Source organism: Stenotrophomonas sp. (assembly GCF_035634915.1).
GTDB lineage: Bacteria > Pseudomonadota > Gammaproteobacteria > Xanthomonadales > Xanthomonadaceae > Stenotrophomonas.
Window position 1 is genome coordinate 1 of sequence record NZ_DASQCB010000021.1, and the last position, 15,606, is coordinate 15,606.

Below are 15,606 nucleotides of genomic sequence, written 5' to 3' on the forward strand. Positions count from 1 at the left end.
GCCAACCAAGGTTGGCACCTACCAGAGCAGAGGCGCGCATCGCGGTGGTTGCCAACCTTGGTTGGCAGCCGCCACAGGCGGGCTTCGGGCACACCCGTGCCAACCAAGGTTGGCACCTACCAGAGCGGAGGCGCGCATCGCGGTGGTTGCCAGCCTTGGTTGGCAGCCGCCGCAGGCGGGCTTCGGGCACACCCGTGCCAACCAGGGTTGGCACCTACCAGAGCAGAGGCGGGGCCATTGCCCATCACCTCCGGCGGTTCTTGCTCACCGGGCGGAACTGCTGCCCCTTGCCCTTCCTGCCACCACGCTCCTGCGCGGTTTCGGCCTGGCGCACGGCCAGCTTGGCGGCGGCGGCCGCCACTTCTTCCTTCAGCTTGAAGTAGTTCTGCAGCCGGCTCTCTTCGATCTCACCGGCATCGATGGCCGCGCGCACCGCGCAGCCCGGTTCCTGCTGGTGCATGCAGTCGTTGAAGCGGCACTGCGCCGCCAGCGCTTCGATATCGGCGAAACCGCCTTCGGCCAGCGTCTCTTCGCCCGTCGGCTTCAGCTCGCGCATGCCCGGCGTATCGATCAGGCACGCGCCCATCGGCAGCGGCATCAGCGCGCGGTGGGTGGTGGTGTGGCGGCCGCGCGAATCGTTGGCGCGCACCGCATTGGTCTTCATCCGCTGCTCGCCCAGCAGGGTATTGGTCAGCGTGGATTTGCCGGCACCGGACGAACCCACCAGCACCACCGTGCGGCCCGGGCCCAGCCACGGTTCCAGCACGGACACGCTGTCGGCATCCAGGCCATTGATCGCGTGCAACGCGATGCCCTGCAGCTCCAGCTCCTCCAGCACCGCCAGCGCGTCTTCGCTGTACTCGGTCTGGTCAGCCTTGGTCAGCACCACCACCGGCTCGGCACCGCCGCCGCCCACCAGCAGCAGGTAGCGTTCGATGCGGCGCGGGTTGAAGTCGGCATCCAGGCCACAAACGATGAACACCGTATCGATGTTGGCCGCGATCACCTGCTGGTGGTAATGCTCGCCAGCCGCGCCACGCTTGATGGCGGTACGCCGCGGCAGCAGGGCGACGATGCGGATGCCGTCCAGCAGCACCCAGTCACCCACCGCCGGCCGTTCATGGCTGGGGAAGCGCGGGCGCTGCCATTCCGGCAGCGACTCGGCCTTGATCGACGCCTCCGGGCCATCGGCCACCACGTAGTGAGTGCGGTGCTGCTCGATCACCCGCGCCGGGCGGGCCTGCGGGTGCGCGGCCATCGCGGCCTGCCAGTCAGCCTGCTGCGGCGGGCCCGGCCAGGGCCAGCCGATGGTCTGCAGGGCGTTGAAATCGGGGGTCTGGGTCATCGCCGCCATTCTACCCGGCCCGATGCCCTGCCAGCCCAACAACGGCAGGCCCTGGGGCCTTGCCATGCACTGCAGCAATTCCGGTAGGATGGAAACCCCATGCCTTTTGACGGCCCAGCCCCATGTCCACCCCCTCGCACAAGCCCCTGGCCACCCGCGAGCGCCTTTCCGAAGTGCGCTACGAGATCCGCGGAGAGCTGGCCCGGCGAGCGCGGGAGCTGGAGGCGCAGGGCCGCAAGCTGATCAAGCTGAACATCGGCAACCCGGGCAACTTCGGCTTCCGTGCGCCGGAACACCTGCAGCACGCGATTGCCGATGACATGGGCCGCACCGATCCCTATACCCACCAGCAGGGCCTGCCGGTGGCCCGCGAAGCCATTGCCGCCGCCTATGCGCGCCGCGGTGCGCCCGATGCCCACCCGGACCGCGTGTTCGTCGGCAACGGCGTGAGCGAACTGATCGATCTGTCGCTGCGCGCACTGCTGAATCCGGGCGACGAAGTGCTGGTGCCCTCGCCGGACTACCCGCTGTGGTCGGCCGCGGCCATCCTCAACGACGGCCGCCCGGTGTACTACCGCTGCGCGCCGGAAAACGGCTTCCAGCCCGACCCGACCGAGATCGAGACGCTGGTGTCCTCGCGCACCCGCGCCATCGTGCTGATCAACCCGAACAACCCCAGCGGCGCCAGCTACCCGCGCGAGCTGCTGGAGCGCGTGGTCGAGATCGCCCGCCGCCACAACCTGCTGCTGCTGGTCGATGAGATCTACGACCAGATCCTGTACGACGACGCGGTGTTCCAGCCGGTCGCGCCGCTGGCCGGCGACCACCCCTGCCTGACCTTCAGCGGCCTGAGCAAGGTGCACCGCGCCTGCGGCTGGCGCGTGGGCTGGGCGCACCTGAGTGGCGACGATGCGCGCCTGGGTGAGTTCCGCGCCGCGCTGGACCTGCTCAGCGCGCTGCGCCTGTGCGCCAACGTGCCGGGCCAGTACGCCATCGACGCCGCAGTGAACGGCCCGGACACGATTTCCGAGCTGTGCGCCCCCGGCGGCCGCCTGTATGAAACCCGCCGCGCGGTGATCGAGGCCTGCAACGCCAGCGAGCACCTGTCGCTGGTCGCCCCGGCCGGCGCGCTGTACGCGTTCCCGGCCGTGGTCGGTGCCGCCGCCAAGGGTTTTGACGACCACACCTTCGCGCTGGACCTGATGAACGACGAGGGCGTGCTGGTCGTGCCGGGCTCGAGCTTCAACGTGCCCTACCGCCACCACTTCCGCGTGACCCTGCTGCCGGAAGCCTCGGTGATGCGCGATGTGTTCGCGCGCATCGATCGCGTGCTGGCCCGCCGTGCCGAAGACGCCACCAAGGTCGTGCCGCTCAAGCCGCGCCGCTCGGTGGCCTGAACGTGGCGCTGTCCTACCTGGCGCTGGGTGATTCGTACACCATCGGCGAAGCGGTCGCGGTCGAAGGCCGCTGGCCACACCAGCTGGCCGCCGCACTGCGTGCACAGGGCGTGGACCTGGCCGACCCGCAGACCATCGCCACCACCGGCTGGACCACCGACGAGCTGGACGCCGGCATCGATGCCGCCGCGCCGCAGGGCCCGTTCGCGTTCGTCAGCCTGCTGATCGGGGTCAACAACCAGTACCGCGGGCGCCCGCTGGGCGAGTACCGCCAGCAGTTCGAGGCCCTGCTGCAGCGCGCGATCGGCTTTGCCGGTGGCGATGCCGGCCGCGTGCTGGTGCTGTCCTTCCCCGACTGGGGCGCGACCCCGTTCGGTGCCGGCAGCGGCCGTGACCTGGCCCGCATCGAGATCGAGACCGACGAATTCAACGCCGCCGCCGAGGTCATCAGCACCCAGCAGGGCGTGGCCTTCGTCGACATCACCGACATCAGCCGCACGCACGGCGCCGACCCGGCGATGATCGCCGGGGATGGCCTGCATCCTTCCGCGCGGATGTATGCGCTGTGGGCCGAACGCGCCCTGCCCGTGGCCCGGCAGCTGCTGCAGCGCACGGACTGAGCGATGGAAGGCCTGCCAGGGAACGGCACACCACTGCATTGTTCGCCGCTGGAGCGCGGCCAGGCACGGGCCATTGCCGAGGCGTTCCGCCCGGTGCAGGCCTGGGGCAACCGCCGCGACTACTACTACACGCGCGGCAAGCTGGGCAGCGATCCGCTGTACGACGGCGTGCTGCAGCACCTTCCCGACGATGGCCTACCGCTGCTCGACCTGGGCTGCGGGCTGGGCCTGTTCGCCCACGTGCTGCGTCAGCGCGGCCGCGGCCAGCCCTACCTGGGCGTGGACGTGGATGCCGGCAAGATCGCCCGCGCGCAGCGGGCTGGTGGTGACCTGGAGGATGTGAGGTTCGACTGCCTGGACGTGCAGGCGCCCCTGCCTGCGCAGGCGGGGCACGTGCTGCTGCTGGACGTGCTGCAGTACCTGGATGCGCAGCCGCAGCTGGACCTGCTGAAGGCCGCCAGCGCACGGGTGGCGCCCGGCGCCCGCCTGCTGCTGCGCACGCCACTGGCCACCGGCGACCGCCGCGACCGCACCACGCGCGTGGCTGATCGGCTGGCCTGGCTGGTCGGCTGGATGGGCACGCGGCCACGGCATTACCCCGATCCGGCGCTGCTGCGGGCGACCCTGGCCGAGGCCGGATTGCAGGTGGGCAAGGTACGGCCGCTGCACGGCCGCACACCGTTCAACAGCTGGCTGCTGGTAGCGCAGCGGGAGCGGTAGCGCCGGGCCATGTCCGGCGGCTCGTCGGTAGTTGCCAACCTCGGTTGGCAGCCGTTCGCAGAAGCGCCAACCAAGGTTGGCGCCTACCAGAGCACACCCCGGTTGCGCCGGGCCATGCCCGGCGGAATCCCGCAGGCAGGCCGCAGCGCCGCCGCCCGGGCATGGCCGGGCGCTACCCCGTTACAGCGACGGCAACCGCGCCTTCAGGCCACGCTGGTCCAGCACCTGCAGCACGCGCTCGATGATGGCCAGGTTGTGGCCATGGGCCGCCCCTTCATGCAACAGCACGATGGCACCGGGCTGCAGATCGGGCAGCAGGCGTGCCATCACGCCCTCGGGCGTACAGCCCACGCCGTCGTAGCCACGCGCGCTCCAGCCCACCCGCACCAGGCCCAGCGCAGCCAGCACCGGTGCCACGAACGGGTTGGTCATGCCCACCACCGAGCGGTACCAGCGCGCCGGGCGGCCACTGACCGTTTCCAGCGCCTGGTGGCAACCTTCGATCTCGGCACGCATCGCCACCGGGCCCAGCCGCCAGAAGCGGGTCTGCGGATGGGTGTGGCTGTGGTTGCCGAGGTCGTGGCCGCGGCGCAGGATCGCCTCCACCAGGTCCGGATGCGCCAATGCGCGCTCGCCAACCAGGAAGAAGGTCGCCTTCGCCTGGTGCTGGTCGAGCAGATCCAGCAGCGCCGGGGTCTCCTCGCTGGGGCCATCGTCGATGGTCAGCCAGACGCTGTCGCCCGCATCGGGCAGGCGGTCCAGCACCGGCGTGTAGAAGCGGCTGTTGGGCAGGAACACCGGCACCATGAACAGTGCGTGGCTGGCCACCATCAGCGGCAGCCCCCAGCGCCAGCCGGCCAGCACCCAGACCAGGATCACCACCACCTGCGACGCCACCAGCCAGGGCAGCCAGCGCCACGGCCGGGTCGGGATGCGATGCAATGTTCCTGCGTTGGTCATGCCCCATGATGACATGGGGCGTAGAATGGGTGATTCGAATTTACGGACCCTAGACTGCCCATGTCCCTCGATCCTGCCCTGCGTTCGCGCATCGAATCCCTCCTCAACGCCAACCGCGTCGTGCTGTTCATGAAGGGCCAGCCGTCGATGCCGCAGTGCGGCTTCTCGGCCAAGGCCGTGGGCGCCCTGCAGGACCTGGGCGTGGACTTCGCCCATGTCAACGTGCTGGCCGACCAGGAAATCCGTGAAGGCATCAAGGCCTATGGCGACTGGCCGACCATCCCGCAGCTGTACATCGACGGCGAACTGGTCGGCGGCAGCGACATCATCCTGCAGATGGCCGCCAGCGGCGAACTGAGCAGCGTGCTCGGCCTGGCCGCGCCGGACCGCACCCCGCCGCGCATCACCGTCACCCCGGCCGCGGTGGAAATGCTGAAGGGCGCGCTGGCCGATGCCCCGGGCGCTTCGCTGCAGCTGACCATCGATGCGCGCTTCCAGCCGAACTTCCAGCTGGCTCCGCACGATGACAGCGCCATCGCTGCCGAATCCAACGGCCTGCGCGTGCAGTTCGACCTGTCCAGCGCACGCCGCGCCGACGGCATCACCATCGACTGGGTCGATGACATCCGCGGCAAGGGCCTGGCCATCGACAACCCGAACGCGCCCAAGCCGGTGCAGGAAATCAGCGTGCGCGACGCCGACGATCTGGTGCGTGCCGGCAACGTGACCCTGGTCGACGTGCGCCCGGCTGACGAACGCGCCATCGCCGCAGTCGGCGTGCCGTTCAGGAGCTTCGACGGCAACGGCCGCGCCGAGCTGGAAGGCCTGCCCAAGGACACCCCGCTGGCGTTCCTGTGCCACCACGGTGGCCGCAGCGCGCAGGCCGCCGAGCAGTTCCGCGCCCTGGGCTTCACCAAGGTGTTCAACGTCACCGGCGGCATCGATGCCTGGTCGGATGAAGTGGACAACGGCGTGCCGAAGTACTGATCGGCACAAAAAAGGGGACGGAGGGGATTAAGTCGTTTGTGTCACAAACGACTTAATCCCCTCCGTCCCCTTTCTTTATCCTGCAAATCCGCCTTCGGCCAGGTAGTCCAGCTCTTCCGGGCTTGGAATGCGGCCCAGCACTGCATTGCGGTGCGGGAATCGACCGAAGCGGCGGATGATGTCCCGGTGCACTTCGGCGTACTGCAGGTATTCCTTGTCGCCCAGCACGTCGAACATGGCCACCGAACGGTCCTGGTCGAACGGATCTTCGGAATGCTCGAACGGCAGGTAGATGAAGGCACGCAGCTTGGGGACCAGCTGCAGGTCCAGCCCTTCTTCGATGGCGCGCATGGCGTAGTGCCGGGCCAGGCCGTCGGTGGCGTAGGAATGGGCGGTGCCTCGGAAGCAGTTGCGCGGGAACTGATCCAGCAGCAGCATCAGCGCCAGCGCGCCCTCGGCGCTGCCCAGCCAGTGTTCGCGCGCACGCGAGGCAGCGGCGAAATGCTCATCCAGGAAGCGCTCGCGGAACCGCGCATCGAACGCGTCATCGCGGGCGAACCACTTCGCCGGGCCCGCCTCGTTCCAGAATTCCACCACTTGCGCGGCAACGTCCATCACCTGCTCTCCAGGGCCGGCGCGCCGCGCCAGGCCATCATCATCATTCGTCAAAGCGCAGGTGGCGGACCGACTTGCCGTTGCGCCGGATAAGCTTAAGCGCCTCGATGCCGATCTGGATATGGTTTTCCACGAACTGGGAGCTGACCTTGGCATCGGAGGCCTCGGTCTTGACCCCGTCGGGGATCATCGGCTGGTCGGACACCAGCAGCAGCGCCCCGCTGGGGATGTGGTTGGCGAAGCCGGCGGCGAACACCGTGGCCGTTTCCATGTCGATGGCCATGCAGCGCATCGCCCGCAGCCGTTCCTTGAAGGCCTCGTCGTGCTCCCAGACCCGGCGGTTGGTGGTGTAGACCGTGCCGGTCCAGTAGTCGTGGCCCAGGTCGCGGATCATGGTCGACACCGCCCGCTGCAGGGCGAAGGCCGGCAGCGCCGGCACTTCCGGCGGCAGGTAGTCGCCGGAGGTGCCCTCGCCGCGGATGGCGGCGATCGGCAGCACCAGGTCACCCAGCTGGTTCTTGCGCTTGAGCCCACCGCACTTGCCCAGGAACAGGACGGCCTTGGGCATCACCGCCGACAGCAGGTCCATGATGATGGCGGCATTGGGGCTGCCCATGCCGAAGTTGATCATGGTGATGCCGTCGAAGGTGGCACTGGCCATCGGCCGGTCCACGCCGACGATGGGGGCACCGGTCAGTTCGGCAAAGGTGTGCAGGTAGCCGCCGAAATTGGTCAGCAGGATGTGCTCGCCGAACTGGTCCAGCGGCACGCCGGTGTAGCGTGGCAGCCAGTTGTCGACGATTTCCTGCTTGCTCTTCATGGGGCATCCGCTACGGCGTGGGAGGCTGCCATTGTAGGCGCGCACACCTCGCCCCACACCTGCTGCGCAACGAAGAAGGGCGGCCCTGCGGCCGCCCTCCTGGGGATCCCCGAAGGAACCTGTGCGGTTTAGAAGCGCACCGACCAGCGCAGGTTGGCACCATGGTCACGGCTTTCATCGCCGTACTGGCCGCTGTAGCCCAGTTCCAGCTGCTGGCGCTCGGTCAGCCAGGCCGACAGGCCCAGTTCGGCCACCACCGCACTGTCGGCGATCGGCGCTCCGCTGACCACGAACGCGTCGCTGCCGCTGGCGAAGGCCAGCGTTGCCGACGGGTCACGGTCGCCACTGGCCCGGCGGTAGCCCACCGCGCCGCGCACATGCAGCCAGCTGTCCTGCTGGAACGAGGCCTTCAGGCCCTTGTCGAAGCGCACACCGGCCGTGGCCACGGTGGTGCGGGCATCGTCGACCCGGCCCTGCAGGGCGGCGGCACCGCCACGCTCGTTGATGTGCTTGGTGTCCACTTCCACGCGGGCCACCTGCAGGTACGGTTCCAGGCCGGCCTCGCGACCACCGAAGCGGTAAGCCGCTTCGATGAAGGCCTGGCGGGTGCGGGCGTCGTAACGGGCGGTCAGCGTGTCGCTGTAGCCGGAGAACGCCAGCTCGCGGGTGCTGTCCACCTCGTGGTTGCTCAACGCCAGGCCGCCACGCAGGCCGAAACCGCCCCAGTTGTGGCTGGCGTACGCGCCGAAGTGGGTGTTGTCGATCTTCGAGCGCGCGCGACGGCCCTGCTGCTGCTTCAGGTCGGTACGGCCGGTGCCGGCCAGCACGCCCACCTGCCAGCCGCCGAACTCGCGGTCCACGCCGACCAGCAGGCCGTTGTTGTTGGCCTCGGTACGGGCGGTGTTGGCGCTGCCATCCAGGGTGGTGCTGCCGCCGATGGCCTGCACCCAGACACCGGTGGCGTCGGCATCGCTGGCGCCCGGTGCGGTGGCACCGGCACGACGCGACAGCGCGGCATCACGCACGCTGCGGCTGCTTTCCACCAGCGCAGCCGCAGTGGCAGCGTGCAGCTCGCCGCTCAGTCCATCCAGCGCCGCACCCACCTGTTCCGGGAACAGCAGGGTCAGCGGACGCGGCAGGCCCTGGCCCACCGCGAGGGTGTCGGCCACACCCGCCACGGCCAGCTGGTTTGCGGTGGTGGCGGCAGTGGCCAGTGCGGCGCCACGGGCCACTTCGATCCGGGCGCCAGCGGCACCGTAGACCAGGCTGAACTGCATGAAGGGCGAGAACGCAGTGAAGTCGGTGCTGGCGAACTGGCCGCTCACGCCGCCATCGGCCTGCAGGAAGTTGAACTGCTCACCCAGGTAGTAGGTACCCGCTTCCGGCAGTGCCACCAGGGTGCCACCGAGGGTGGCCGTGCCGGTGACGTGCAGCAGGTCGCTGCGGCCACCCGGGGCCAGTTCGGCCTGGTAGACGCCGCTGGCAGTCTGCACGTAGTCACCGTTGATGGTCAGCGTGCCGATCGAGTTGCCCGGCGCGATGATGCCGGACACGGTGGTGTCGCCCAGTTCGCCCACGCCCTTCAGCGTGCCCTTGGCGCCGACAAAGGTCTGGCCACCGGTCTGCACGCCGTTGAACGACACCACGCCGCCGGACACGGTCAGGTCCGAGCCGTCGAGCACGCCGGTGCTGGTGACGAAACTGACGCCACCGTTGGCGTTCAGCGCGGTGCTTTCCAGCGTGCCGTTCAGCACCAGGCTGCCGCCGGTCACTTCAACGGCGCTGGCCAGCGCGTTGACGCCGTCCAGCTCCAGCACGCCTTCGCGCACGACGGCGCCGTTGAAGCTGTTGTCGCCGCTCAGGCGCAGCCAGCCGATGCCGCTCTTGGTCAGCTTGCCCGGCCCGCCGATGTCATTGGTCCAGTCGTCCCATGCATCGCCTTCCCACACCTTCAGGCCGCCGGCCTTCTGGTTCATCACCACGTCGGTATCCACGCGCAGCGAGCCGTAGCCCTCGATGGCCTTGGCCAGGTTCATCATGCCCCAGCCGTAGACATCGTCCACGCCCTCGGCACCGAGGTCGGTCGCGGTGGTCAGCAGCACGTCGCGCACCTGCGCGCTGTCCAGGTAGGGGAAGCGTTCGAACAGCAGGCCCAGCGCGCCGGTGACGTGCGGGGCAGCCATCGAGGTGCCGGTCATCCAGTCGTAGCTGTAGGTGGGCACGCGCTCGAGGACGTCCAGCAGTACGTTGCCGTTGCCGCCGTCCACCAGCTGCGCGTCAAGCGCCGAATCGCTGCCGTAGACGGTGGACAGGATGTCGGTACCCGGCGCGGCCAGGCACCAGTTGGCGCTCAGGCCGCAGCGGTTGGACGAGCTGTCCAGCACATAGGCGCCCGGGGCCTCTTCGCGCACGTTCACTACGCTCAGCCAGTACGGCTCGATGTCAGCGAAGGCGCGCGGCAGGGTCGCGTAGATGCCGGCGATCGGCGCATCTTCGGCCTCATCGGCATAGACCTGGTTGTTGCCTGCGGCCCACACCTGGATCATGCCGTTGCTGCGCGAGCCCTCGGCGAAGATGTCCAGGTAATCCATGTTGTATTCGTACAGGCCGTCGACATCTTCCACGGTCGTCGGCTCGTTGCTCAGGCCCCAGCTGTGGTTGAGCGCACGCACGCCCTGTTCGTTCATCTGCGCATACATGCTTTCGAAGGCCGTGCTGTCCGGGCCCACGCCGCCTACCGAGACGACCTGGTAGCCAGCTGCGGTACGCGCCCACACCTGTGCGCTGTTGAAGAACAGCTTGGCCGCGCTCAGATCGGCACCAAAGGCGACGCCATGGGTGCCATTGCCATCACGGTTGGCGGCAATGGTGCCGGCCACGTGGGTGCCGTGGGTCTGGAAGTAGATGCCCGGCTGCACGTAGCGCGGGTCGGAAATGATGATGTCGCGGATGTTCTGCGGGACGCTGGCGTCGAAGGCGGTGTACTCGATCGACACGTCGTCGCCGTCGCTGCTGAAGCAGGCGCCCGGGCCGGCGATGAAGCCGGTATTGGTGCACAGGCTGCCGTCTTCCAGCAGATCGGCGATATGGATGCTGCGGTTGTCCTTGCCCGCGAATTCGTCGTGGTCCAGACCGCTGCCGCTGTCGAACACGCCCAGGCGGATGCCCTTGCCGCTCAGGCCGCGCGCATAGGCCACATCGGCATTGATCGCGCCCAGGCCCCAATCGTTGTTGAATTCGCTGCTGCGCCAGCTGGCAGCATCACCGGCCTGGCCCATGACCGGCTCGGCGGCATCGTCACCGGCCGCCGGCGCGAAGCCCGACACGGCAACAGCGGTGGGGGTGGCAACCGGCGCGGCAAAGGCGGCCTGCAGGCTGCGCTGGAACTGGTAGCGCGACAGTTCGTCGTTGCTGTCCTGGGCCAGAGCCGGCATCGAGGCGGCCAGCAGCAGCGAGCCGACGATGGCCGAGGCCAGCGGCGAAGGCAGGAAGGAACGGCGCAGGGAGGCGGTACGGTACGACTTCGAAGCAGTCATCTACAGATACGTCCTTGATTCCATGGTGAATTCTGGTGCCGGGCGTGCATCGGGGCACAGCACTGCCAGTAAGGAGAGAGCCACGCACTGTCCGTTTGTCAGCGGCAGGCGTCATCGAAAATTAATGCTTCGTTCACAATTTCTGTATAGGGGAATTCCTACATGCGCCCCTGTCCAAGGTCACTTGGCAAGCGCCCCCGGTGCCGGATAGCGTCGATGGATTCGTGCGTTGCACAGGGGAAACTGCATGCCATCCACGTTGTTGCGCGTCGGCCTGGGCCTGGCGCTGGCCTCACTGAATACGGCACCGGCGGTGGGCGCCTCGCGCTTCATTGCCGACCCCTACCCCAGCACCTACCAGGCCCATCCCGATGGGCCGGTGCTGATCCAGAACGCCACCGTGCTGACCGGCACCGGCCAGCGCCTGGAGCATGCCGACGTGCTGCTGCGCGACGGCCGCATCGTCGCCGTCGGCCCGCAGCTGCAGGCCGATGCCGGCATCACCCGCATCGACGCGCAGGGCAAGTGGGTCACCCCCGGCCTGATCGACGTGCATTCGCACCTGGGCGTGTACCCCAGCCCCGGCGTCAGCGCGCACAGCGATGGCAACGAGATGACTGCGCCGGTCACCGCCAATGTCTGGGCCGAGCACTCGGTGTGGCCGCAGGACCCCGGCTTCACCGCGGCCCTGGCCGGCGGCGTGACCAGCATGCAGGTGCTGCCCGGCTCGGCCAACCTGGTCGGCGGCCGCGGCGTGGTGCTGAAGAATGTGCCGGCCACCACCTACCAGGCGATGAAATTCCCCGGCGCACCGTGGGGCCTGAAAATGGCCTGCGGCGAGAATCCCAAGCGCGTCTACGGCGGCAAGGGCACCGCCCCGGCCACGCGCATGGGCAACGTGGCCGGTTACCGCGCCGCCTTCATCGACGCGGCCGACTACATCGCCAAGAACAGCCCGAAGCCGGCCAAGCGCAAGGGCTGGTTCGGCAGCGACAAGGGCGACAGCGCCGGCGATGCCGGCGGCAAGCGCGACCTCAAGCTGGACACGCTGGCCGGTGCCATCCAGGGCGACATCCGCGTGCACATCCACTGCTACCGCGCCGACGAAATGGCCACCATGCTCGATCTGGCAAAGGAATTCGGCTTCAAGGTGGCCGCCTTCCACCACGGCGTGGAAGCCTACAAGCTGGCCGACCGGCTGGCCGCCGATGGCGTCTGCGGCGCGCTCTGGGCCGACTGGTGGGGCTTCAAGATGGAAGCCTTCGATGGCATCGCCGAAAACATCGCGCTGGTGGACCGGCCGAAGAACAGCTGCGCCATCGTCCATTCCGATTCGCCCGAGGGCATCCAGCGCCTCAACCAGGAGGCGGCCAAGGTGATGGCGGCGGCACGCCGCGCGCGCATGCCGGACATCGCCCCGGAACACGCGATCACCTGGATGACCGCCAACGCCGCCAAGGCGCTGGGCATCGAAGGCCAGACCGGCACCCTGGAGGCCGGCAAGATGGCCGACGTGGTGGTGTGGAACGGCAATCCGTTCAGTTCGTATGCGCTGGCCGAGCAGGTCTTCGTCGATGGCCGGCGGTTGTATGACCGCAGTGCGCCGCCAGCGATGCCGCGTTCGGACTTCCAGCTTGGCCAGGAGGTGCGCTGATGGTGGCGTTGAACGAACGTCGCCGAGCATGGCTCGGCGCTAGCGTCATGGTGCTGGCGGGCATCACTGGCACTGCATCGGCGCAGGACCTGCTGGTCCGCAATGCCACGGTGCACACCGCCAGCGCGCGCGGCAGCCTGCAGAACACCGACGTGCTGGTGCAGGGCGGGCTGGTCCGCGCGGTCGGTCCTGGCCTGGCCGCACCGGCCGGGGTGGCCGTGGTGGAGGCCAATGGCCGCCCGCTGACCCCGGCCCTGTTCGGCGGCATCACCGAAATCGGCATCGAAGAGGTCTCCGGCGAATCGAGCACGGTGGACAGCACGCTGAAGATCGGCGAGCAGCCGCTGCGCCCGGAATTCGACGTCACCCTCGCCTACAACCCGGCCTCGGTGCTGATTCCGGTGGCGCGCCTGGATGGCATCGGTTTCACCGCGCTGGGCGCAGCCACCGGCGGTGGCTTCGTGGCCGGCCAGGGCGGCGTGATGCGCCTGGATGGCAGTGCCGACCCGATCGGCCCGCGGGCGCTGTTCCTGCGCCTGGGCGCGGCCGCCTCGGAACTGACCGGGCAGTCGCGCGCGGCGCAGTGGATGCTGCTGCAGCAGATGGTGGACGAAGCACGCGGCCAGGTCGCCGCCGATTCGCCGCATGCGCTGCTGACGCCCGCTGGCCGCCGCACCCTGGCCCGCTACCTGGCCGGCCAGGGCCGCATCGTGGTGGAAGTGGACCGTGCTGCCGACATCCGCCAGCTGCTGCGCTGGGCCGCACGCGAGAAGGTGAAGATCGCCATCGCCGGCGGCGCCGAGGCCTGGCAGATGGCCGCGGAACTGGCGGCCGCGCAGGTGCCGGTGTTCGTCGAAGCCTTGGGTAATCTGCCCACCAGCTTCGACCAGATCGGCGCCACCCTGGAAAATGCCGCGCGCCTGCAGCGTGCGGGGGTGGCCGTGTCCTTCGCCCAGCGCGATGACGCCTCGCACAACGCGCGCAAGATGCGCCAGCTGGCCGGCAACGCGGTGGCCAATGGCCTGCCCTGGGCCGACGGCCTGGCCGGGCTGACCCGGGTGCCGGCGCAGGTACTGGGGGTGGCCGACCAGATCGGCACCATCGAACCAGGCAAGCGCGCCGACCTGGTGCTGTGGGAAGGCGACCCGCTGGATGTGGCCCACTACGCCGAACAGGTCTGGCTGGGCGGCCGCGCCATGCCGATGCGCTCGCGCCAGACCGAACTGCGCGACCGTTACCTGCAACGCAACGCCCAGCCCTGATCGTTCCGAGGAATCCGCCCATGCCGACCCTGCGCTGGTATTTCGATTTCGTCTCGCCCTACTCGTACCTGCACTGGCAGAAGGTGAAGCAACTGCCACAGTTCGCCGCCATCCAGCCGGTGCCGATCGCCTTCGGCGCGGTACTGCACCATCTGGGCAACCTCGGCCCGGCCGAGATTCCGGCCAAGCGGCGTTTCATCTACCGCCAGCTGCTGTGGACCGCGCAGGCCGAAGGCACAACGCTGCGCTTCCCGCCGGGCCATCCCTTCAACCCGCTGGCCGCGCTGCGGCTGTGCCTGGCCGCCGGTGCCAGCGCACAGGCGGTGGATGTGCTGTTCGACTGGATCTGGCGCGAGGGAAATGCCGGCGACAGCGCCGAAGCGCTGCGCATACCGGCCGCCCGGCTGGGCATCAACGACGTGCAGGCGGCCTGCGCTGAAGCGGCGGTGAAGGAACAGCTGCGCCGCAATACCGAGGCCGCCATCGACGCCGGCATCTTCGGCGTACCGACCCTGTCCATCGACGGCGAACTGTTCTGGGGCAACGATGCGCACCCGATGATGGCTGCCGTTCTGGACGATCCGGGCCTGCTGCAGCGCCCGGACTGGCAGGCGGTGGTAACGCTTCCAGTGGCGGTGCAGCGCAATCGCTGAACAGGCGGTGGCGCGATTCCCTCGCGCGCCCCGGATGTTTTTGCGATAGCTTTCACATTCCGAACCTACAACCGCCCTGGAGGGGGAGCCGGATGCGCATCGGAATCGTCGTCGATTCGGCCTGCGATCTGCCGCAGGATTTCATTGCCGCGCACAACATCGTGCTGCTGCCGATCACCGTGCGGATCGGCGAAGCGGTGCTGGCCGACCACCGTGACGAGCAGGCAACCCTGAGCTTCCTGCACGCCCACGTGGCCGAACACGGTGCCGAAGCGGAGACCATCCCCTTCAGCGTCAACCAGATCCGCGACCTGTTCCTGCAGCAGCTGGTCATCGACTACGACCACGTGTTCTGCATGACCATCACCAAGACGCGCAGTCCGATCCATGACAACGCGCTGCAGGCCAGCTTCGCCATCCTCAACGACTACAAGCCGGTGCGCCAGGCGGCGGGCTACAACTCGCCGTTCGCGCTGCGTGTGCTCGATACCCAGAACCTGTTCGCCGCGCAGGCAGTGACCGCCGTGGAGGCCGTGCGCCTGCGTGACAGCGGCGCCAGCGTGCAGCAGATCCGCGAGCGGCTTGAGGAACTGGCCGGCAACGTGCACGGCTACATGGTCACCCGCGACCTGTACTACATGCGCGCCCGCGCCCGCCACAAGGGTGACCGCAGCGTCGGCCTGCTCAGCGCCGCGCTGGGCAGCGCACTGGACATCAAGCCGGTGCTGCATGGCTACAAGGGCGAGACCGGGCCGGTGGCCAAGATCAAGGGCTTCGACAACGCCGTGCAGAAGCTGTTCGCAGTGGTTGGCCAGCGCGTGCGCAGCGGGCTGATGACTCCCTCGGTGTGCGTCAGCTATGGCGGTGAACTGGAGGAGCTGCGCGCCCTGCCGGGCTATGCGCAGATGAAGGAAGTCTGCGCCAGCCATGGCGTGGAGGTGTACGAGTCGGTGATGAGCCTGACCGGCATGGTCAACGTCGGCAAGGGCGCGGTGACCGTCGGCTTTGCCGACGGGCCGCATCGCTTCGAATAAGCC

Annotated in this window: 13 protein-coding genes; 8 read left to right on the forward strand and 5 right to left on the reverse strand. The window is 68.7% G+C overall.

Annotated features, from left to right (window positions below):
• Positions 1-244 precede the first annotated feature (244 nt).
• The gene (gene rsgA, locus VER16_RS16195) at positions 245-1,354 is read right to left on the reverse strand and encodes a ribosome small subunit-dependent GTPase A (RefSeq protein WP_414716067.1); all 1,110 of its coding nucleotides are present in this window, start codon (positions 1,352-1,354) and stop codon (positions 245-247) included.
• Between the two features lie 113 nt (positions 1,355-1,467).
• Between rsgA and VER16_RS16200 the strand changes: the two genes are divergently transcribed.
• Genes VER16_RS16200 through VER16_RS16210 form a run of 3 tightly spaced genes read left to right on the forward strand, consistent with a single transcriptional unit; the run spans position 1,468 to position 4,082 of the window.
• On the forward strand, positions 1,468-2,742 hold the full coding sequence (locus VER16_RS16200; protein WP_324809712.1) for a pyridoxal phosphate-dependent aminotransferase: 1,275 nt from the start codon (positions 1,468-1,470) through the stop codon (positions 2,740-2,742).
• A gap of 2 nt (positions 2,743-2,744) precedes the next feature.
• Entirely contained in the window at positions 2,745-3,362 is a 618-nt protein-coding gene (locus VER16_RS16205) for an SGNH/GDSL hydrolase family protein (protein ID WP_324809713.1), read from the forward strand.
• 3 nt (positions 3,363-3,365) lie between these two features.
• Positions 3,366-4,082 (forward strand): methyltransferase domain-containing protein, encoded by a 717-nt coding sequence (locus tag VER16_RS16210; RefSeq protein ID WP_324809714.1) that lies wholly within the window; start codon positions 3,366-3,368, stop codon positions 4,080-4,082.
• Between the two features lie 180 nt (positions 4,083-4,262).
• Here VER16_RS16210 and VER16_RS16215 read toward each other — a convergent pair whose 3' ends face one another.
• On the reverse strand, positions 4,263-5,042 hold the full coding sequence (locus tag VER16_RS16215; protein WP_324809715.1) for a polysaccharide deacetylase family protein: 780 nt from the start codon (positions 5,040-5,042) through the stop codon (positions 4,263-4,265).
• A 60-nt stretch (positions 5,043-5,102) separates the two neighbouring features.
• Here VER16_RS16215 and grxD point away from each other — a divergent pair, with 60 nt between their 5' ends.
• Positions 5,103-6,029 carry a Grx4 family monothiol glutaredoxin gene (gene grxD / locus VER16_RS16220; protein ID WP_324809716.1) on the forward strand — a complete coding sequence of 309 codons (927 nt, stop codon included), beginning with the start codon at positions 5,103-5,105 and terminating at the stop codon, positions 6,027-6,029.
• Positions 6,030-6,104: 75 nt separating this feature from the next.
• Here the strand turns inward: grxD and VER16_RS16225 are convergent, their stop codons facing one another.
• The 3 genes from VER16_RS16225 to VER16_RS16235 form a co-directional block, all read right to left on the reverse strand.
• Entirely contained in the window at positions 6,105-6,644 is a 540-nt protein-coding gene (locus tag VER16_RS16225) for a DUF924 family protein (RefSeq protein ID WP_324809717.1), read from the reverse strand.
• A 43-nt stretch (positions 6,645-6,687) separates the two neighbouring features.
• Positions 6,688-7,464 carry an AMP nucleosidase gene (locus tag VER16_RS16230; protein ID WP_324809718.1) on the reverse strand — a complete coding sequence of 259 codons (777 nt, stop codon included), beginning with the start codon at positions 7,462-7,464 and terminating at the stop codon, positions 6,688-6,690.
• 128 nt (positions 7,465-7,592) lie between these two features.
• Positions 7,593-11,000 carry an autotransporter domain-containing protein gene (locus VER16_RS16235; protein WP_324809719.1) on the reverse strand — a complete coding sequence of 1,136 codons (3,408 nt, stop codon included), beginning with the start codon at positions 10,998-11,000 and terminating at the stop codon, positions 7,593-7,595.
• Between the two features lie 247 nt (positions 11,001-11,247).
• Between VER16_RS16235 and VER16_RS16240 the strand changes: the two genes are divergently transcribed.
• From VER16_RS16240 to VER16_RS16255, 4 genes are all read left to right on the forward strand, one after another.
• The gene (locus VER16_RS16240; protein ID WP_324809720.1) at positions 11,248-12,654 is read left to right on the forward strand and encodes an amidohydrolase; all 1,407 of its coding nucleotides are present in this window, start codon (positions 11,248-11,250) and stop codon (positions 12,652-12,654) included.
• On the forward strand, positions 12,654-13,916 hold the full coding sequence (locus tag VER16_RS16245; protein WP_324809721.1) for an amidohydrolase family protein: 1,263 nt from the start codon (positions 12,654-12,656) through the stop codon (positions 13,914-13,916). Before VER16_RS16240 ends, VER16_RS16245 begins: the two co-directional genes overlap by 1 nt.
• 20 nt (positions 13,917-13,936) lie before the next feature.
• Positions 13,937-14,569, forward strand: a complete 633-nt coding sequence (locus tag VER16_RS16250; protein WP_324809722.1) for a 2-hydroxychromene-2-carboxylate isomerase — start codon at positions 13,937-13,939, stop codon at positions 14,567-14,569.
• A gap of 92 nt (positions 14,570-14,661) precedes the next feature.
• Positions 14,662-15,603: a DegV family protein gene (locus VER16_RS16255; protein WP_324809723.1), complete on the forward strand. Its 942-nt coding sequence runs from the start codon at positions 14,662-14,664 to the stop codon at positions 15,601-15,603.
• Positions 15,604-15,606 lie beyond the last annotated feature (3 nt).